This is a genomic window from Pararhizobium gei (assembly GCF_029223885.1).
GTDB lineage: Bacteria > Pseudomonadota > Alphaproteobacteria > Rhizobiales > Rhizobiaceae > Pararhizobium > Pararhizobium gei.
The window spans coordinates 1776214-1791915 of the sequence record NZ_CP119409.1 but is presented as its reverse complement, the minus strand read 5'-3'; the positions used below and the strand labels follow the sequence as shown (position 1 = coordinate 1791915).

The window sequence follows — 15702 nt, the reverse complement described above, 5'->3', positions numbered from 1 at the left end:
GGCCTCGTTTCCATGTTCGGCTGGTTACAGGAAGAAATAATCCTTGCTCAAGTTTAAAGCGTCATCGAGATGGATGGCAAAATCGGCCTTCCTGTCACCGTTGACATCGGCATAGATATAGGTGTCTGAGGCCTTTTTCTCATAGCGCAACTGCCCGGATACACCGCTGAAGCCGGCGGTGCCGATGAAGCGGAATGCCTGCTCGCCCGCGAGCTGGTAATTGGCATCAATAGCGGACAGGTCGATACTGTCCCCCGCGCTGGCAGAGAAATCATAGATCGTGTCGCGGCCGAGCGCAGACGTGTTCGAGTCCCAGAGATTCGAGAAGGCGAAAAGATCCGCTCCGGACCCGCCGTAGAGATCGTCGGCGCCGACATGGCCGGTCAGGAGGTCGCTTCCGGCGCCGCCGTGAAGCTCATCATTGCCGAAATCACCGTAGAGGATGTTGGTTCCGCCATTGCCGGACAGCTTGTCGTCGTAGATGGAGCCGGCTAGGCCTTCCACCGAGGAAAACACATCGCCCTTGGCGTCGTTGGTATTGAGCGATGTCTTGGAGAGATAGGCAACGATAGCCTTGGTGGATTTGGCATAGGACACCTGGTCCAAACCGTCGTCGCCAGAAAACCGATCCGCGCCCGCACTGCCCGCCATCACGTCGTTACCGGAACCGCCGAAAAACGTGTCCTTGCCTCCGCCGCCGACCAGGTAGTCGCTGCCTGCCCCGCCGGACAGCACGTTTGACTTGGCATCGCCAACCAGAGTGTCGGCATGGTCCGAACCGATGATACCCTCGATGGATGCGTATGTGTCGCCTTTGGCATCGCCGATATTGGCGGTGGCATCGGCAAGATTTGCCAAAACGCCTTCTGTCGCGAAGACATAGGCGGCGATATCGCTGCCCTCGCCGCCAAGCAGCCTGTCGGCGCCGGCACCGCCCACGAGAACGTCGTCGCCCGCCCTGCCCTCCAGCGTATCCTTGCCATCCAGGCCAAGCAGCACGTCGTTGTGGCGGGTGCCGACAACGACATCTGCGCCGGCGAGCAGCAATGTCAGAAATGCGGCGTCGTTTCCGGCAAAGAGCGCGTCGCCCAATCCGGCGGCCGGCATGCTGGCGCCGGTCACTGTCATGAACGAAACTCCGCCGACGACGAGCTTCATGCCCGTCACTGTGCCGGCGGTGATATCTGTTATCCCGCCGTTTGAGGTTGCCACCTTCAATCCTGAACCGGTGAACTCGACGTAGTTCTTTGCGTCGTCATAGAGCTTAATCGAGCCGGACGACCAGGAAGAACGATCGAAAGCCGTGAGGCCGCCAACCAGCGGAGAGAGCATATCGGCGCCAAAACCCAGATCACCGTAAGAAATTCTTGCCATGTCCAATGCCCTTGTCCGCGCTCGGCCCTGCCCTGCCGCCCAATCTTACTAACCGCATTGCTGTTTTCAACGTACCTGCTCACATATCTATTCGCAGGCCGATGCACCGGGGCCGTCACACTGGTTCGTGTTCTTACTCAAAGCGGAAGGCGATTCGCTTACCGGTCAGTTTTGCCAGTTGCTGCAATCGACCGTCGAGACGCTCACCGGCAAATTCCGAATAGACGCCGGGAACGACGAATTCAAGGTCGAGATCCGCCGCTTTCGACGGACGAATGTCGAGATTGCGTACGACCCCGGGCATGGAAGCCGACAGAAGATAGACCACCCTCAAGAGACCGCCAAGCAGCTTGGCCAGTTCCAGAAGGCGCGGCGTCGCGATGGCCGCCAGGGGTTCGGTCGCGCCATCGTCGTTCAGACCTTCGAACCGGTAGTAATTGGCAAGGGCGATATAGGCGCGCCCGGCATGGGTGATCCCTGAAAATGTGCTGTGCGCGATGATGTTGAGGGCCTGCAGTCCCCGGTAATCCGGATGGGCGCGCCAGCTGATATCGGCCAGCAGACAGGCGGCCTGCCGGTAGCGCCCTTCCTCCGCAGTTTCGGTAACGCCGAAATGCGGCACCATCTTTCCCGACCAATCGGCCAGTTCCCGCGCATGTTCCGGCGAACGCGCCCGGAGAATAGCGATCTCGCGCGCCGCCGTCAGCAGCGGATCATAGGCGCGCTCCGTATCCGACAGCAGCGAAAACAGATAGCCTTCGCGGACGCCAAGGGCCGAAAACGAAATCCGGGCGGGCTTCATCTGGGCGATGGTCTCCTGCATCGCGACAGCGCCGAACGGGAGCAGCGCACGGCGGCTCTTGGAGATATTGGCGTAGGCAGGCGCCTTCACGTCCTTTTGCACAATCACCTCGGGCAGGAAGGCCATAGCGTCATCGAAGGAAATTTCGTAGCCCTGCATCATGTGCAGCGGATAATCGCGCAATTCCATGTGAAGTTTCGCGATCGACCGCCAGGTGCCGCCGACAGCATAGAAGGTGCGGCCCTGACCGGCGCGCAGAACCTGAGCGTCCTTCATGTAGCGCCGCACATGGGCCCGCGCCTTCACGACGGACCCTTCGGCATGCTCAGACAAACGGATGCCGCCGAGCGGCAGGGTTATGCCCTTGCCGATTTTCGAGCCGGCGACATCGACAAGCTCCAAAGACCCGCCGCCGAGGTCACCGACCACGCCGTCCGGATGATGATAGCCGCTGATGATGCCGAGCGCCGAAAAATAGGCTTCCTCCTCGCCGGTGAGGACGCGCACTTTCTGGCCGAGAATGATTTCGGCACGGCGGATGAAATCCGGTCCGTTGGAGGCATCTCGAGCAGCCGCCGTCGCCAGCACGAAGACGGTGGAGGCTCGCGCCTGCACTGACAGCGCCTTGAACCGGTGCAGCGCCCTCAGGGCCCGCTCGACGCTTTCGGCATCCATGCGCCCGGTGGCGTCGATCCCCTTGCCGAGACCGCACATGACCTTTTCGTTGAACAGCACTGCGGGCGACCGGCTCAGGCCTTCGTAGATGACGAGCCGTATCGAGTTCGAGCCGATATCCACGACGGAGACCGGCGCAATTCCAGGCAGCCGCCCCTGGGCTTCAGATTCTACCATGCCATTCCAGTTTTATTTTCTTCTGCCGCTGTCCCAGCCGGCGATTGCCTTGGGCGTACTGGATTTCAAGGCCTCACCCCGGCCAGAGAGGCTGGGATTTGTCATGAAATAGACCTGCGCATTGAAGGGCTCGGATTCACGCGCGACATCCATGCGCCGCGACGTTCCGTCCGGAAGAATTTCGTAGCTCTGCTGGTTATCGATGAGATTGCCCAACATGATCTGCGACAGCACCTGCTCGTGCACGGTCGGATTGATGAGAGGCACCAGGGTCTCCACACGCCGATCGAGATTGCGCGGCATCATGTCCGCCGATCCGATATAGACGAGGGCATGCTCGGAGGGAAGCCCATGGCCGTTGCCGAAACAGAAGATACGCGAATGTTCGAGGAAGCGGCCGACGATGGATTTGACGCGGATCTTGTCCGAAAGGCCGGCCACCTGCGGACGCAGGCAGCATATGCCTCGCACCACCAGGTCGATCTCGACGCCGGCGCGGCTGGCGCGGTAGAGCGCATCGATAATCTCCGGATCGACCAGTGAGTTCATCTTCATCCAGATCGAGGCGGGACGACCGGCCTCGGCATGGGCAACCTCTTCGGCAATGTGCTGGAGAATGCGCGGACGCAGCGTGTGCGGCGAAATTGCCAGCTTCATGCCGGCTTCGGGCTCGCCGTAGCCGGTAATGAAGTTGAAGATATTGGCCATGTCGTGGGCAATCTTCGGATTGCAGGTGAAGAAAGACAGGTCCGTATAGATCTTCGCTGTGATCGGATGATAGTTGCCTGTCCCCAGATGGCAATAGGTTCTGAGCTTGCCTTCCTCGCGGCGCACCACCATCGACATTTTCGCATGGGTTTTTAGTTCGATGAAGCCGAAGACGACCTGTACGCCGGCGCGCTCCAGATCGCGTGCCCATCGGATGTTCGCCTCCTCGTCGAAGCGCGCCTTCAACTCCACCAGCGCCGTCACCGATTTGCCGGCTTCCGCCGCGTCGATTAGCGCGCGCACGATCGGGCTGTCGTTGGAGGTGCGGTAGAGCGTCTGCTTTATCGCCAGAACGTCAGGGTCGCGCGCAGCCTGGAGCAGAAACTGGACCACCACGTCGAAGCTTTCGTAGGGGTGGTGGACGACCATGTCCTTTTCACGAATGGCGGCGAGGCAATCACCTGCATGTTCGCGGACACGTTCGGGAAATCGCGCATTGTACGGCTCGAAGCGCAGATCGTCGCGCGGCGCCTTTGTGATTTCCGAGAGCGTGTTGAGCGCCAGAAGCCCCGGCAGGACGGCGACGCGGTTTTCCGGGACATTCAGTTCCGAAACGACGAAACGGCGTAGCTCGAACGGCATCTCGGAATCGATCTCGATCCGGATAACCGAGCCGCGGCGGCGGCGCTTCAACGCGGTTTCGAAGAAGCGCACCAGATCTTCGGCCTCTTCCTCGACCTCGATATCGCTGTCGCGGATGATGCGGAACGTCCCCGAGCCCTTGACCTCGTAGCCGGGGAAAAGGCGCTCGATGAACAGGCTGACCGCATCCTCCAGCGTGATGTAGCGGATGACCGACTTCGCATCTGGCAGGCGAATGAAGCGGTCGAGCGCCACCGGCAGGCGCAACAGCGCCGTCATCGGCTCCTTGCCCCTTTTGCTGGCAAGCTGCAGCCCCATGGTGAAGCCGAGATTCGGAATGAACGGGAACGGATGGGCAGGATCGATCGACAGCGGCGTCAGCACGGGGAAGATGGATTGCTCGAATTCCGTTGCGAGCCACTTCCTGTCCTCGGCGGACAAGGACACGGGGCGAACGATCAGGATATCTTCCTTGGCGAGATATTGCTGCAGGACGGCCAGCGAGGCCTGCTGTTCCATCTGTAGATTGTCGATTTCCTTGAGGATGTCTTCCAGCTGTTCGGCAGGTGTCTTGCCGTCGGGACTGCGGACAAGGACGCCCTGGCGGACCTGGCCTTCAAGGCCGGCGACGCGCACCATGAAGAATTCGTCGAGGTTGGCGGCCGAAATCGACAGGAACCGCACACGCTCGAGCAAAGGATGGGCCGTGTTCAGCGTTTCCTCGAGAACACGACGGTTGAACTGCAGCCAGGAAAATTCCCGGTTGATGAAGCGCTCGGGGCTCGTCAGCAGATCGATTTCATCGATTGCCGGCACATCGACATTTGTCGTAGAGGTTTGATTGTCCATTGTCCCGCTCGCTTTGCCTGCTTTCGATGCAGCTAGCCTAATTTGACGACTGAACCGTGACAGTCAATCGGTTTCGCGTGTCTTCCCAAGGCTGTTCAGGACCTCGGCGGCAAGCACACGGTTGATGCGCGTCCCCCGCGCCAGAGCCAGATGGTCGAGGCGTTCCACGACGGTCTGGGCCGCTTCGAGCGACCGCTCCATCCGTGCGACGATATAGCCGACCAGGCGATCGTCCACGGCGAGCTGCCGATCCGCGAGCAGCTTGACGAGAACCTGCGCGAGAAGCTCGTCGTCCGGCTCGCCCATTTCGACCGTCGTCGCAGCTTTGAGGCGCGACCGCAGGTCCGGCAGTTCGACGGGCCAGGACATGGGCCAGAGACGGCTGGTGATCAAAAGGCCGGTTCCGTTTTCACGGACACTGTTGATGACGTGAAACAGGGCCTGGTCGTCGAATCCCTGCCGGTCCGCATCTTCGAACAAAACCGGCCCTTGTGCGGCAAGCTCGGCCGCATCGCCCGTCCGCGTCGGACGAATATCAACGGCCCCGCTGTTCTCGCGCCAGATCGATGCCAGATGCGACTTGCCCGAACCGACCGGCCCGGCAAGGATGACGACAGGCGACGGCCAGCGCGGCCAGCTGTCGATAATGGCAACCGCCGCCTTGAGCCGCTCGGACACCATGAGATCGTCACGGCCCCTTTGAGGCTCATGCTTGAAAACGAGCGGCAATTGTTCGGACTTGCGGATCATTTGCATTACTCGGCGCGTTCACGCTCTGGCAGTTTCGGCGCGGCATCGATGGTCATGATGTGACGATGCCCGTGGTACAGCTGGCTGTCCATATAGCGCGCGATGCCGAAGCGGACCAGCACGCCGATCGCCGCTGCACAGGGCACGGCGACAAGAAGGCCGACGAAACCAAACAGGGCGCCGAACGCAAGAAGCGCGAACATCAGCCAGACCGGATGCAACCCAACGCTCTTGCCGACGAGGCGTGGCTGAAGAATGTTGCCTTCCAGAAACTGGCCCAGAAAGAAGATACCGGCGATGATGCCGATATGGACATAGTCCGGCCAGAACTGGACCAGCGCCACGCCGACCGCAAGAACGAGACCGACGACCGAGCCGACATAGGGGACGAAGCTGATCATGCCGGCGAACAGGCCGATCAGGAGGCCGAAATTCAGCCCGGCGAAGGACAGCGCGATCCCGTAGAACATCCCGAGAATGATGCAAAGGGACCCCTGCCCCCGCACGAATCCGGCAATGGTGAGGTCCATGTCGCGGGCAATCTGTCGAACGGTCGCCACATGATCCCTGGGCACCCAGCTGTCAACCTTTTCAACCATTCGGTCCCAGTCGAGCAGCAGATAGAAGGCGACGACCGGCGTGACCACGAAGATCGAAACGATGTCGAGCAACGCCATGCCCGAATTCCACAACTGCTGAAACAGCGTGCCCAGAAAGCCGGCGCCCTGCTCCAGAAGCTTGGCCGAATTCTGCTTGATCGTGTCCATCTGCCCGGCGATCCAGTCCGGCAGCCAGCCGGCCCGCGGGCTGGTGACGAAGGCCTGCAGCTTGCCGACATAGCCGGGCATCTTTTGAATGAAATCGGCGGCCTGGGTAAAGACGATCGGAATGATGACGACAAGAGACAAGGCGAAGACGACAATGAAACCGACGAGAATGACGACGGTCGCCATCAGGCGGCTCAAGCCAAGCTTTTGCAGACGATCGGCCACCGGATCGAGAAAGTAGGCAAGCGCCATGCCGGCAATGAACGGCAGGAGGATTGTCGAAAACACCGTCAGAAAGGCAATGAAGGCCGCAAGAAAAAGCAGCCAGAAGATGATCTGGCGTTGCAGGCCGCTGCCGCTCAATTTATTGACCATGCCGCCGTTCCATCCTTGAGGCTGCGCCCCGCACCATCCCGCTTGCTCTCAGGAGATAGGGTGTGGCGCGTGCCGCGGTCAAGCCTGCGGCCGCAAACGCCTCGGCTTATCGGGTAAAACGGTGAAAAAGGCACCAACTGCGGGGTAACGCGCTTGCACTTCCCCGATCTGCATGCCAATCGCAAGCGCAAACGACGAGCCGGCGGAGATCAAGCCATGAGCGAGACGGAAAAGAACGGTCTGACCTATAGCGATGCGGGCGTCGATATCGATGCCGGAAATCTTCTGGTGGAAAAGATCAAGCCGCATGTGCGCTCGACGCGCCGTCCGGGTGCGGATGGCGAGATCGGCGGCTTCGGCGGATTGTTCGATCTCAAGGCCGCCGGTTTCAAGGACCCGGTGCTGGTGGCCGCCAATGACGGCGTCGGCACCAAGCTGAAGATCGCCATCGATGCGAACAAACACGACACGGTCGGCATCGATCTCGTCGCCATGTGCGTCAACGATCTCGTCGTGCAAGGCGCGGAACCGCTGTTCTTTCTCGATTACTTCGCAACAGGCAAGCTTGACCCGGACCAGGGCGCTGCGATCGTCGGCGGCATCGCTGCCGGCTGCCGCGAGGCTGGCTGCGCGCTGATCGGCGGCGAAACCGCCGAAATGCCCGGCATGTATGCCGGCGGCGACTATGATCTGGCCGGCTTTGCCGTTGGTGCTGCCGAACGCGGACAACTGCTGCCCGCTGGCGACATTGCGGAAGGCGACGTTATTCTCGGTCTCGCCTCCTCCGGCGTTCATTCCAACGGCTATTCGCTGGTCCGCAAGATCGTTTCGCTGTCCGGCCTCGCCTGGGACGCACCAGCGCCCTTTGGCGAAGGCACACTGGCCGACGTGCTGATGACGCCGACACGGATCTATGTGAAGCCGCTCCTCAAAGCCATCCGCGAAACCGGCGCGCTGAAGGCGCTCGCCCACATCACCGGCGGCGGCTTTCCGGAGAACATCCCGCGTGTCCTGCCGAAACATCTGGCCGCCGAGATCGATCTTGGCGCCATCCGGCCGCCGGCCGTGTTCTCCTGGCTCGCCAGGACCGGCGGCGTCGCGGACAAGGAAATGCTGCGCACGTTCAACTGCGGCGTCGGCATGATCGTGGTGGTCGCGGCCGACGATGCCGATCAGGTCACCGCAGTGCTGAAGGCCGAAGGCGAAACCGTTTTTGCACTCGGCCGCATGGTCGCCCGCGAAGAGGGCGCTGCGGGCACGATCTACACTGGCAAGCTCGCGCTATGATCGATGCGGCCAGACCGGCCCGCAAGCGGGTCGTGGTGTTCATTTCCGGCGGCGGCTCCAACATGCTGGCGCTGGTCAAAGCGGCATCCGAGCCCGATTTTCCCGCAGGGATCGTGGCGGTCATCTCGGACAAGGCGGATGCCGGCGGGCTTGCCAAGGCGCAAGCGCTGGGCATCCCGGCATTTTCGTTCGTGCGCAAGGATTATGACAGCAAGGACGCCCACGAGGCCGCAATCCTTTCGACGCTGGAAAACCTTTCCCCTGACATCATCTGCCTCGCCGGCTACATGCGGCTTTTGAGCGCCACTTTCATCAATGCCTACGAAGGCCGGATCATCAATATCCACCCCTCGCTTTTGCCCCTCTTCCCGGGCCTGCACACCCATCAGCGGGCCATCGACGCCGGAATGAGAGAGGCCGGCTGCACCGTTCATTTCGTCACCGAAGGCATGGACGAAGGGCCGGTCATCCTGCAGGCCAAGGTGCCGGTATTGCCGGACGATACGGCCGATACACTGGCGGCACGGGTGCTGCTCGAAGAGCACAAATCCTATCCGATTGCGCTGCGGCTGCTTGCGGAGGGGAAGGTGCGGATGGATGGCGGCAAGGCTGTGCGGGCCGGCGACTGACAGCGACGAGATGGTCAACCGCTTGACCAAGCAGGCTGTCTACAGCTAAAATCTGTCCGCAGGAAAGCGGAGATCAGTCTGATGACGAGGACGGTTAAGGTCGCCGAGGCGAAAACGCATTTGTCCGAGTTGCTTACTAAAGTGGAAGCGGGTGAAGAAATCATCATATCGAGAGGCGACACACCCGTCGCCCGCCTCGTGCCGATCGATGATCAGGAGCGCCGGGAAAATCTCATCCGACTCATCCGGAGAGAACGCGCGCTGAACAAGCCGGTCTCGCTGGAAGAGATTTTACACTGGCGTGATGAAGGCCGGAAATGACAGCTGATTTTGTCGTTGACGCGTCAATCGCGGCTGTCTGGTTTTTGCCGGATGAGAATAGCGACATCGCCGACGCCGCCATGGATGCGCTTTCAAGGAAAAACGCATGTTCGCCTGATTTATTGCTGCATGAGGTCCGCAACATTTTAATGACGGCGGAGCGTCGCAAACGTATTCCCATCGAACTCGTCTTGGCATCCCTTGTTCGTTTGCGTCAATTGCCGATTACAATTTCAGATTCCGGTGATGATGCGCTGGTCGTTTCCCTCGCTCGCAAACACCAGCTTTCGGCATATGATGCTGCCTATCTGGCGCTTGCGATCACTCAAGCTATCCCGCTTGCCACGCTCGACAAAAAACTACGGCGAGCAGCCGAGGCAGAGGCGGTCTTGCCGTTCGGAGCTTAGAGCATCGTTCCCTGCAATTCTTCCCTGTTCAACTTCGCCCATTGCAGAAGCATGATTGTCTTGGCGTCGCAGATCGCACCGGTTTCGATCATCGCCATCGCCTCGGCCAGAGATACTTCTATGACCTCGATGTCCTCATCCTCGTGAGCCGCGCCGCCTCCGTCCTCGGCACGCACGGTGGCATCGATGATGGCCGCGAAGAAATGGATGTTTTCGGTCACCGCGCCCGGTGACATGAAGGCCTGGAAGACCGGTCTCACATCTGTCACCAGATAGCCCGTCTCCTCCATCACCTCGCGGCGGATGGCTTCCGCCGGTTGGTCGCCGTCGAGCAGGCCGGCCGGCGTTTCCAGAAGCCAGCCGGAATGGCCGTTGAGATGGATCGGCATGCGGAACTGGCGCACGAGGATGACGCTGTCGCGCCGGGGATTATAGAGCAGAATCGTTGCGCCGTTGCCGCGATCGTAGACCTCGCGCTTCAGCTTTTTCGTCACACCGTTCGAACCGGTGTAGTTGAAGGTCACGTTGCGCAGATGGTACCAGTTTTTCGACAGTGTCTCGTCTTTCAGAACCTCGATCCTGGCATTTTCGAATTTCGTCATCGTCACTTTCAGCCCTTGCGCAGCCATACATGATTGTCGTGAAAGGCAGCCCCGCCATAGGGGGCCGCCGCGTCGGCGCCTGTGAGCACATTGATGCCCTCGCCGTCGAGATGGGCATCGTTCGGCCAGAGTCCCTCGGCAATGACGACGCCACGGCGCGCGCCGCCGCCGATCCTGGCATGCAGCCGGATGTCACCGCGCCCGTTGCCGATACGGACCACATCGCCATCGGCAATGCCGAGCATCAGCGCGTCGTCGGCATGGATCATCGCTTCCGGGCGGACTTCCTTTTGAATGGAGGACGGCGTTTCGGCGAAGGTCGAGTTGAGGAAGGATCGGGCCGGCGAGGTCGCCAGCCGGAAGGGATGCGCCTCGTCGGCTACCTCGATCAGATCGACATGATCTGGAAACTCCGGAAGCAGGGAATGCCGGCCGAAAAGCCCCAGCGCCTTCGGCGGACGGTTCGGCGCCGGGGTTCCCGTCCAGTCCGCCTTGAACCGGAACTTTCCGTCCGGGTGGCCGAAACCCTTAATGAAATGCGCGGTCTCGAAGTCCGGCTGGACGTCGATCCATTTGTCGCGCTTCAACGCGTCATAGCCGATGCCGTAATTGACCAGGATATGATCGATATGGTCGCGCTCGCCAAAGCCGAAGCCCGGCCGGTCGGCGACCCCAAGCCGCTTTGCCAGTTCCTCGATGACGAAGAGATTGGTCCGCACCGTCGATGGCGGCTCCACTACCTTCGGCCCGAGCAGGATATGCTGGTGGCCGCCGCCGCGATAGAGATCGTCGTGCTCCAGGAACATAGTGGCGGGCAGGACGATATCGGCGAGCTTGGCGGTGTCCGTCATGAACTGCTCGTGCACGGCGACGAACAGATCGTCGCGCAGGAAGCCGCGCTTCACCAGCCGCTGCTCAGGCGCGACATTGACCGGATTGGTGTTCTGGATCAGCATCGCCGTCACCGGCCCGCGCTGGCGCAGCGCCTCGGCGTCGCCCGTCAGCACCCGGCCAACCTGCGACTGGTCGAGCATACGGATCTCCGGGTCGACCATGGCGGATCCCATCAGTTCGCGCTTGTCGAACCGGAAAATATCGTTGTTCGAGTGAAACGCTCCACCGCCCTCATATTGCCAGGAGCCGAGCACGGTCGGCACCGACGCGGCCGCATGGATGGCGACGGCCCCGTTGCGCTGGCGGGTAAACCCGTAGCCGAGCCGGAAATAGGTTCTTTTCGTCGTACCGATGAGCCTGCCGAAGGCTTCGATCTCCTCAACCGGCAGGCCCGTGACTGCCGATGCCCACTCGGGCGTGCGGCTCTTCAGGTGGTTTTCAAGCCCCGCCGGATCGTCCGTGTATTTTGCCAGATAGGCGCGGTCGGCATAGCCGTCACGAAAGGCGATGTGCATGGCGGCGCAGGCGAGTGCCGCATCGGTGCCCGGCTTGAGCACCAGTCCCATATCGGCCTGCTTGATCGTCGGATTGTCGTAGATGTCGATGACGACGATCCTTGCGCCGCGCTCCTTGCGGGCCTTGACCGCATGGGTCATCACATTGACCTGTGTGGAGACCGCATTGGTGCCCCAGATGACGACACAATCGGCTTTCGCCATTTCGCGCGGGTCCGGGCCGCGCAGCGAACCGGTCGCCATGGAGAGACCGGTCCAGGCGAGATTGGTGCAGATCGAGCTGAAGAACCCGGAATAGCGCTTGGCATGGCGCAGGCGCTCGATCGAGTCGCGCTGCACCTGCCCCATCGTACCGGCATAGAAATAGGGCCAGACAGCTTCGGAGCCATACCGCTGCTCGGCCCTCACGAAGGCTCCGGCAATCTCGTCCAGCGCATCGTCCCAGTTGACCTGCTGCCAGACGCCCTCGCCCTTCGCGCCCTTGCGGCGCTGGGGTACCATGAGGCGACCGGGATGGTAGATGCGCTCGGAATAGCGCGCGACCTTGGCGCAGATGACGCCGGCCGTATAGCTGTTGGCCGCAGAACCCCGCACCCGGCCGATGCGCCCCTCCGGCGTCACATCGACGTCGAGCGCGCAGGCGGAGGGACAGTCATGCGGACAGACCGTATGGGCGATGGATTTTTCAGGAAGGATTGGGGTCGCAAGGTTCATCGCTTTTCTATATTGCATCGCAGGAAGCTCTCAAAGACCCCTTGGCCACCCATTCCAACATTTCATCGAGACGATCAGGGACGCGAATGAATTACCGTCACATCTACCATGCGGGCAATTTCGCCGATGTGCTGAAGCACGCGGTGCTTGCCCGGCTGATCGTCTACATGGGCCAGAAGGACAAAGCGTTCCGCGTCCTCGACACCCATGCGGGGATTGGCCTCTACGACCTCTCCGGCGAGGAAGCCCAGAAGACCGGCGAGTGGCAGGACGGCATCGGCCGCCTGCTCGACGCCGACATCCCGGCCAAAGCCAAGGCACTGCTCGAGCCCTATCTCACCGCCGTGCGCGATATCAATCCCGACGGCGGCCTGAAATTCTATCCGGGCTCGCCGAAGCTGACGCGCATGTTGATGCGGCCGCAGGACCGGTTGTCGGCGATGGAACTGCATCCGGACGATTACGGGACGCTGCATCGTCTTTTCGACGGCGACTTCCAGAGCCGGATCACCGAACTCGACGGCTGGCTGGCGCTGGGCGCCCATGTGCCGCCCAAGGAAAAGCGCGGCATCGTGCTCGTCGATCCGCCGTTCGAGCGCACCGGCGACTATGAGCGACTGACGGACGGTCTCGCCAAGGCCTGGCGCCGCTTTCCCGGCGGCACCTTCTGCCTATGGTATCCATTGAAACAGGGCGCACCGATCGCGGAATTCCATGCCGCGCTGACGGCTCTTGAGATTCCGAAAATGCTCTGCGCCGAACTGTCGGTGCGCAGCGACCGCGACACCACGGGTCTGTCCGGCTCCGGGCTTATCATCGTCAACCCTCCCTATACGCTGAAGAGCGAACTCGACAGCCTCTTGCCCTTTCTCAAGGACCGGCTGAAGCAGGATCGCCATGCTTCTGCCCGCTCCTTCTGGCTGCGCGGCGAAGAGGTGCCCGAGAAGGAGTTCTAACGCAGGTAACACTCTTGACGCAGTACCCTTGTGCGACGCAATCTTTGCCTGCTTTCGAGAGAGACGACGATGACCGAAGAGTGCAGCGTAACCCCTGGGCGTGGTCTTGCGAAAGGACCGGCTGCCTTGACATCGACGTGCGGACGGCAAGCAGCGTGAAGCGGCTTGTCTGCATATCCACGCTGCTGCTGGGCCTGTCGCTTCTGGCGGGATGCAACGGGGAGACGTCGCAGACGCAGGCGGCAAAGCCTGAGCCCGTTGCAGAGCAGGAAACCGCTGCAAAGCCGCTGCCGGTCGGCAGGGGGTTTGATTTCTACGTCCTGTCGCTGTCCTGGTCGCCGACCTGGTGCCTTGCAAATGACGCGTCCGGCCGCTCCCGGCAATGCCGGGACGACAGAGGCTTCATCGTCCACGGCCTTTGGCCGCAGAACGAGCGGGGCTATCCGGAGTTCTGCCGGACGCGGGAGCCGGATCGCGTGCCGGAGGCGCTGGGAGAGAGCCTGTTCGACATCATGCCTTCGATGGGATTGATCGGCCATGAGTGGCGCAAGCACGGCTCGTGCTCCGGGCTCAGCCAGCAGGACTATTTTGCCGTTCTGCGCGCCGCCTCCGACAAAGTTCGTATTCCGCCGGCAATGAAGCAGACGACGGCGCAACGCAACAGTCCGCAGGACATCGAGGCCTCCTTCGTGGCTGCCAACGCGAAGTTGCGCTCCGGGGCAATCGCTGTCACATGCGACACCGGGCGGGTCGATGAGGTCCGCATCTGTCTGGACAAAGGGCTCGATTTCCGCCCCTGTCCTGAAATCGATCGCGGCGGCTGCAGGGCAGAGAGCCTGCAACTGCCGGCCAATCGCTGAATTCGGTCCAAACACGCATCATGCCGGAAAGAAAGAAGAAACGCATGAAAATACTCTACTCCCCTGCCTCCCCCTATTCCAACAAAGTTCGCATGGCGGCGCGCTATGCGGGTCTTGCAGCCGAAAGCGTCCTGACGGACACCAATGCCAATCCGCCGGAGCTGATCTCGAACAATCCGCTGGGCAAGATCCCGACGCTGATCCTTGCCGATGGCAAGGCGATCTATGACAGCCGCGTGATCATGCAGTTCATCGACCGCCAGACGAAAGGCAAGCTCTATCCCCGCAACGCCGACAAGCGCGTGGATGTCGAGATGCTGGAAGCGCTGTGCGACGGAATTTGCGACAGCCTGTTGTCAATTGTCTATGAAAAGCGGTTTCACCCGCCCGAAAAGATCCACCAGCCCTGGATCGACAGGCAATGGGAAAAGGTCGTTCGCGGACTCGACCAGCTCAACGCCAATCTGCCGAAAACCGGTGCCAAACTCCATGGTGGCCATTTCGCTCTGGCGGCCATGCTGCGCTACCTTGAACTGCGGTTCGCCGGGGAATGGCAAAAAGGCCGGCCGAAGCTGAAGAACTGGCCGCAAAAATTCGAGAAATTCTTTCCCGACTACGCCCAGTTCAAAGCGTAAAACCGGCTTTCTCTAAACTGCAAAAAAGGCCGGATCGCTCCGGCCTTTTCTGATCGTTGGAAAGGGGTTTCAGAACTTGACGCCCATGCCGACCTTGACCGCGTGCTCGTCGTAGCCCGACGAAACCTTGCCACCACCGATGCTGAAGTCCTTCGAACCGTAGTCCGAGTAACGGTATTCGACGCGGGCCGTGACATTGTCGGTCACGAAGGCTTCGGCGCCGGCACCGGCCGTCCAGCCGAGCAGCGTCTTGGAATCCGACGTTCCCAACTGCTTCGCCTTGACGTTCGAGGCAGCAACACCGGCCGTGCCGTAGACCAGAACAGGGTTCAGATCGTAACCGACGCGGCCACGGATCGAGCCGTTTGCACGCTGCTCGAAGCTGCGTGTCGGATCACTGGCGTCGGCGTCGCCGTAGTTGACGTCGGCTTCCGCACCGTAAACGATCTGGCCGCTCTGCATGTTGTAGCCGCCATAGAGACCACCGGCAGCGCCCGACGAATCGCCGGTTGCGCCATGGTCGCCGCGAGCCCAGTTGGCCGTGCCGCCGACATAGGCGCCCGACCAGTTCTTCACTGCCGGTTCGCTATATTCCGCAGCCGGAGCTGCCGGAACTTCATCGATTGCGTCGGCAGCCTGCGCAGCCGAGAAGGTAGCGAGAGACACGACCGAAGCCATGAGAGTGGTGGTGAGAATACGCATTAAAGTCTCCTTTCGATCCGATGTTCCGACATCTTGAGATCCCGGAATGGCACATCGGGCA

General features: G+C 61.1%; 15 protein-coding genes. 7 read left to right on the top strand and 8 right to left on the bottom strand.

What is annotated here, in order from left to right; translation table 11 throughout:
* Positions 1-24 precede the first annotated feature (24 nt).
* The 5 genes from PY308_RS08685 to PY308_RS08665 form a co-directional block, all read right to left on the bottom strand.
* Positions 25-1374, bottom strand: coding sequence for a calcium-binding protein (locus PY308_RS08685; RefSeq protein WP_275790250.1), 1350 nt, complete (start codon positions 1372-1374; stop codon positions 25-27).
* A gap of 133 nt (positions 1375-1507) precedes the next feature.
* A complete protein-coding gene (gene ppx, locus PY308_RS08680) occupies positions 1508-3028 on the bottom strand; it encodes an exopolyphosphatase (RefSeq protein ID WP_275790248.1) in 1521 nt (506 codons plus the stop codon).
* Positions 3029-3040: 12 nt separating this feature from the next.
* Positions 3041-5227, bottom strand: coding sequence for an RNA degradosome polyphosphate kinase (locus PY308_RS08675; RefSeq protein WP_275790247.1), 2187 nt, complete (start codon positions 5225-5227; stop codon positions 3041-3043).
* A 63-nt stretch (positions 5228-5290) separates the two neighbouring features.
* On the bottom strand, positions 5291-5977 hold the full coding sequence (gene hdaA, locus PY308_RS08670; RefSeq protein ID WP_275790245.1) for a DnaA regulatory inactivator HdaA: 687 nt from the start codon (positions 5975-5977) through the stop codon (positions 5291-5293).
* Positions 5978-5982: 5 nt separating this feature from the next.
* Positions 5983-7119, bottom strand: a complete 1137-nt coding sequence (locus tag PY308_RS08665; RefSeq protein ID WP_275790241.1) for an AI-2E family transporter — start codon at positions 7117-7119, stop codon at positions 5983-5985.
* A 216-nt stretch (positions 7120-7335) separates the two neighbouring features.
* Here PY308_RS08665 and purM point away from each other — a divergent pair, with 216 nt between their 5' ends.
* The 4 genes from purM (at position 7336) to PY308_RS08645 (ending at position 9763) form a co-directional block, all read left to right on the top strand.
* The gene (gene purM, locus PY308_RS08660; protein WP_275790239.1) at positions 7336-8406 is read left to right on the top strand and encodes a phosphoribosylformylglycinamidine cyclo-ligase; all 1071 of its coding nucleotides are present in this window, start codon (positions 7336-7338) and stop codon (positions 8404-8406) included.
* Positions 8403-9035 carry a phosphoribosylglycinamide formyltransferase gene (purN, locus tag PY308_RS08655; protein WP_275790237.1) on the top strand — a complete coding sequence of 211 codons (633 nt, stop codon included), beginning with the start codon at positions 8403-8405 and terminating at the stop codon, positions 9033-9035. The genes purM and purN overlap by 4 nt, the downstream gene beginning before the upstream one ends.
* An 81-nt stretch (positions 9036-9116) precedes the next feature.
* Entirely contained in the window at positions 9117-9356 is a 240-nt protein-coding gene (locus PY308_RS08650; protein ID WP_275790235.1) for a type II toxin-antitoxin system Phd/YefM family antitoxin, read from the top strand.
* On the top strand, positions 9353-9763 hold the full coding sequence (locus PY308_RS08645) for a type II toxin-antitoxin system VapC family toxin (protein WP_275790233.1): 411 nt from the start codon (positions 9353-9355) through the stop codon (positions 9761-9763). Before PY308_RS08650 ends, PY308_RS08645 begins: the two co-directional genes overlap by 4 nt.
* On the opposite strand, the gene PY308_RS08640 is transcribed toward PY308_RS08645, so the two are convergent.
* Both PY308_RS08640 and PY308_RS08635 read right to left on the bottom strand, forming a co-directional pair.
* A complete protein-coding gene (locus tag PY308_RS08640) occupies positions 9760-10365 on the bottom strand; it encodes an NUDIX domain-containing protein (RefSeq protein WP_275790230.1) in 606 nt (201 codons plus the stop codon). The two genes, PY308_RS08645 and PY308_RS08640, sit on opposite strands and share 4 nt — an antisense overlap.
* 8 nt (positions 10366-10373) lie before the next feature.
* Entirely contained in the window at positions 10374-12506 is a 2133-nt protein-coding gene (locus PY308_RS08635; protein WP_275790227.1) for a molybdopterin-containing oxidoreductase family protein, read from the bottom strand.
* A gap of 68 nt (positions 12507-12574) precedes the next feature.
* Here PY308_RS08635 and PY308_RS08630 point away from each other — a divergent pair, with 68 nt between their 5' ends.
* From PY308_RS08630 to PY308_RS08620, 3 genes are all read left to right on the top strand, one after another.
* Positions 12575-13444 carry a 23S rRNA (adenine(2030)-N(6))-methyltransferase RlmJ gene (locus tag PY308_RS08630; RefSeq protein ID WP_275790224.1) on the top strand — a complete coding sequence of 290 codons (870 nt, stop codon included), beginning with the start codon at positions 12575-12577 and terminating at the stop codon, positions 13442-13444.
* A gap of 155 nt (positions 13445-13599) precedes the next feature.
* Entirely contained in the window at positions 13600-14304 is a 705-nt protein-coding gene (locus PY308_RS08625) for a ribonuclease T2 family protein (RefSeq protein ID WP_275790223.1), read from the top strand.
* 44 nt (positions 14305-14348) lie between these two features.
* Entirely contained in the window at positions 14349-14939 is a 591-nt protein-coding gene (locus PY308_RS08620; protein WP_275790220.1) for a glutathione S-transferase, read from the top strand.
* A 69-nt stretch (positions 14940-15008) separates the two neighbouring features.
* Here the strand turns inward: PY308_RS08620 and PY308_RS08615 are convergent, their stop codons facing one another.
* Complete coding sequence (locus tag PY308_RS08615) at positions 15009-15641, bottom strand: outer membrane protein (protein ID WP_275790218.1); 633 nt, start codon at positions 15639-15641, stop codon at positions 15009-15011.
* Positions 15642-15702 lie beyond the last annotated feature (61 nt).

What these genes read in the sequence shown, in the direction of transcription:
- PY308_RS08685 (WP_275790250.1), bottom strand. Translation starts at nt 1,374, where the DNA reads ATGGCAAGAATTTCTTACGGTGATCTGGGTTTTGGCGCCGATATGCTC.
- ppx (WP_275790248.1), bottom strand. Translation starts at nt 3,028, where the DNA reads ATGGTAGAATCTGAAGCCCAGGGGCGGCTGCCTGGAATTGCGCCGGTC.
- PY308_RS08675 (WP_275790247.1), bottom strand. Translation starts at nt 5,227, where the DNA reads ATGGACAATCAAACCTCTACGACAAATGTCGATGTGCCGGCAATCGAT.
- hdaA (WP_275790245.1), bottom strand. Translation starts at nt 5,977, where the DNA reads ATGATCCGCAAGTCCGAACAATTGCCGCTCGTTTTCAAGCATGAGCCT.
- PY308_RS08665 (WP_275790241.1), bottom strand. Translation starts at nt 7,119, where the DNA reads ATGGTCAATAAATTGAGCGGCAGCGGCCTGCAACGCCAGATCATCTTC.
- purM (WP_275790239.1), top strand. Translation starts at nt 7,336, where the DNA reads ATGAGCGAGACGGAAAAGAACGGTCTGACCTATAGCGATGCGGGCGTC.
- purN (WP_275790237.1), top strand. Translation starts at nt 8,403, where the DNA reads ATGATCGATGCGGCCAGACCGGCCCGCAAGCGGGTCGTGGTGTTCATT.
- PY308_RS08650 (WP_275790235.1), top strand. Translation starts at nt 9,117, where the DNA reads ATGACGAGGACGGTTAAGGTCGCCGAGGCGAAAACGCATTTGTCCGAG.
- PY308_RS08645 (WP_275790233.1), top strand. Translation starts at nt 9,353, where the DNA reads ATGACAGCTGATTTTGTCGTTGACGCGTCAATCGCGGCTGTCTGGTTT.
- PY308_RS08640 (WP_275790230.1), bottom strand. Translation starts at nt 10,365, where the DNA reads ATGACGAAATTCGAAAATGCCAGGATCGAGGTTCTGAAAGACGAGACA.
- PY308_RS08635 (WP_275790227.1), bottom strand. Translation starts at nt 12,506, where the DNA reads ATGCAATATAGAAAAGCGATGAACCTTGCGACCCCAATCCTTCCTGAA.
- PY308_RS08630 (WP_275790224.1), top strand. Translation starts at nt 12,575, where the DNA reads ATGAATTACCGTCACATCTACCATGCGGGCAATTTCGCCGATGTGCTG.
- PY308_RS08620 (WP_275790220.1), top strand. Translation starts at nt 14,349, where the DNA reads ATGAAAATACTCTACTCCCCTGCCTCCCCCTATTCCAACAAAGTTCGC.
- PY308_RS08615 (WP_275790218.1), bottom strand. Translation starts at nt 15,641, where the DNA reads ATGCGTATTCTCACCACCACTCTCATGGCTTCGGTCGTGTCTCTCGCT.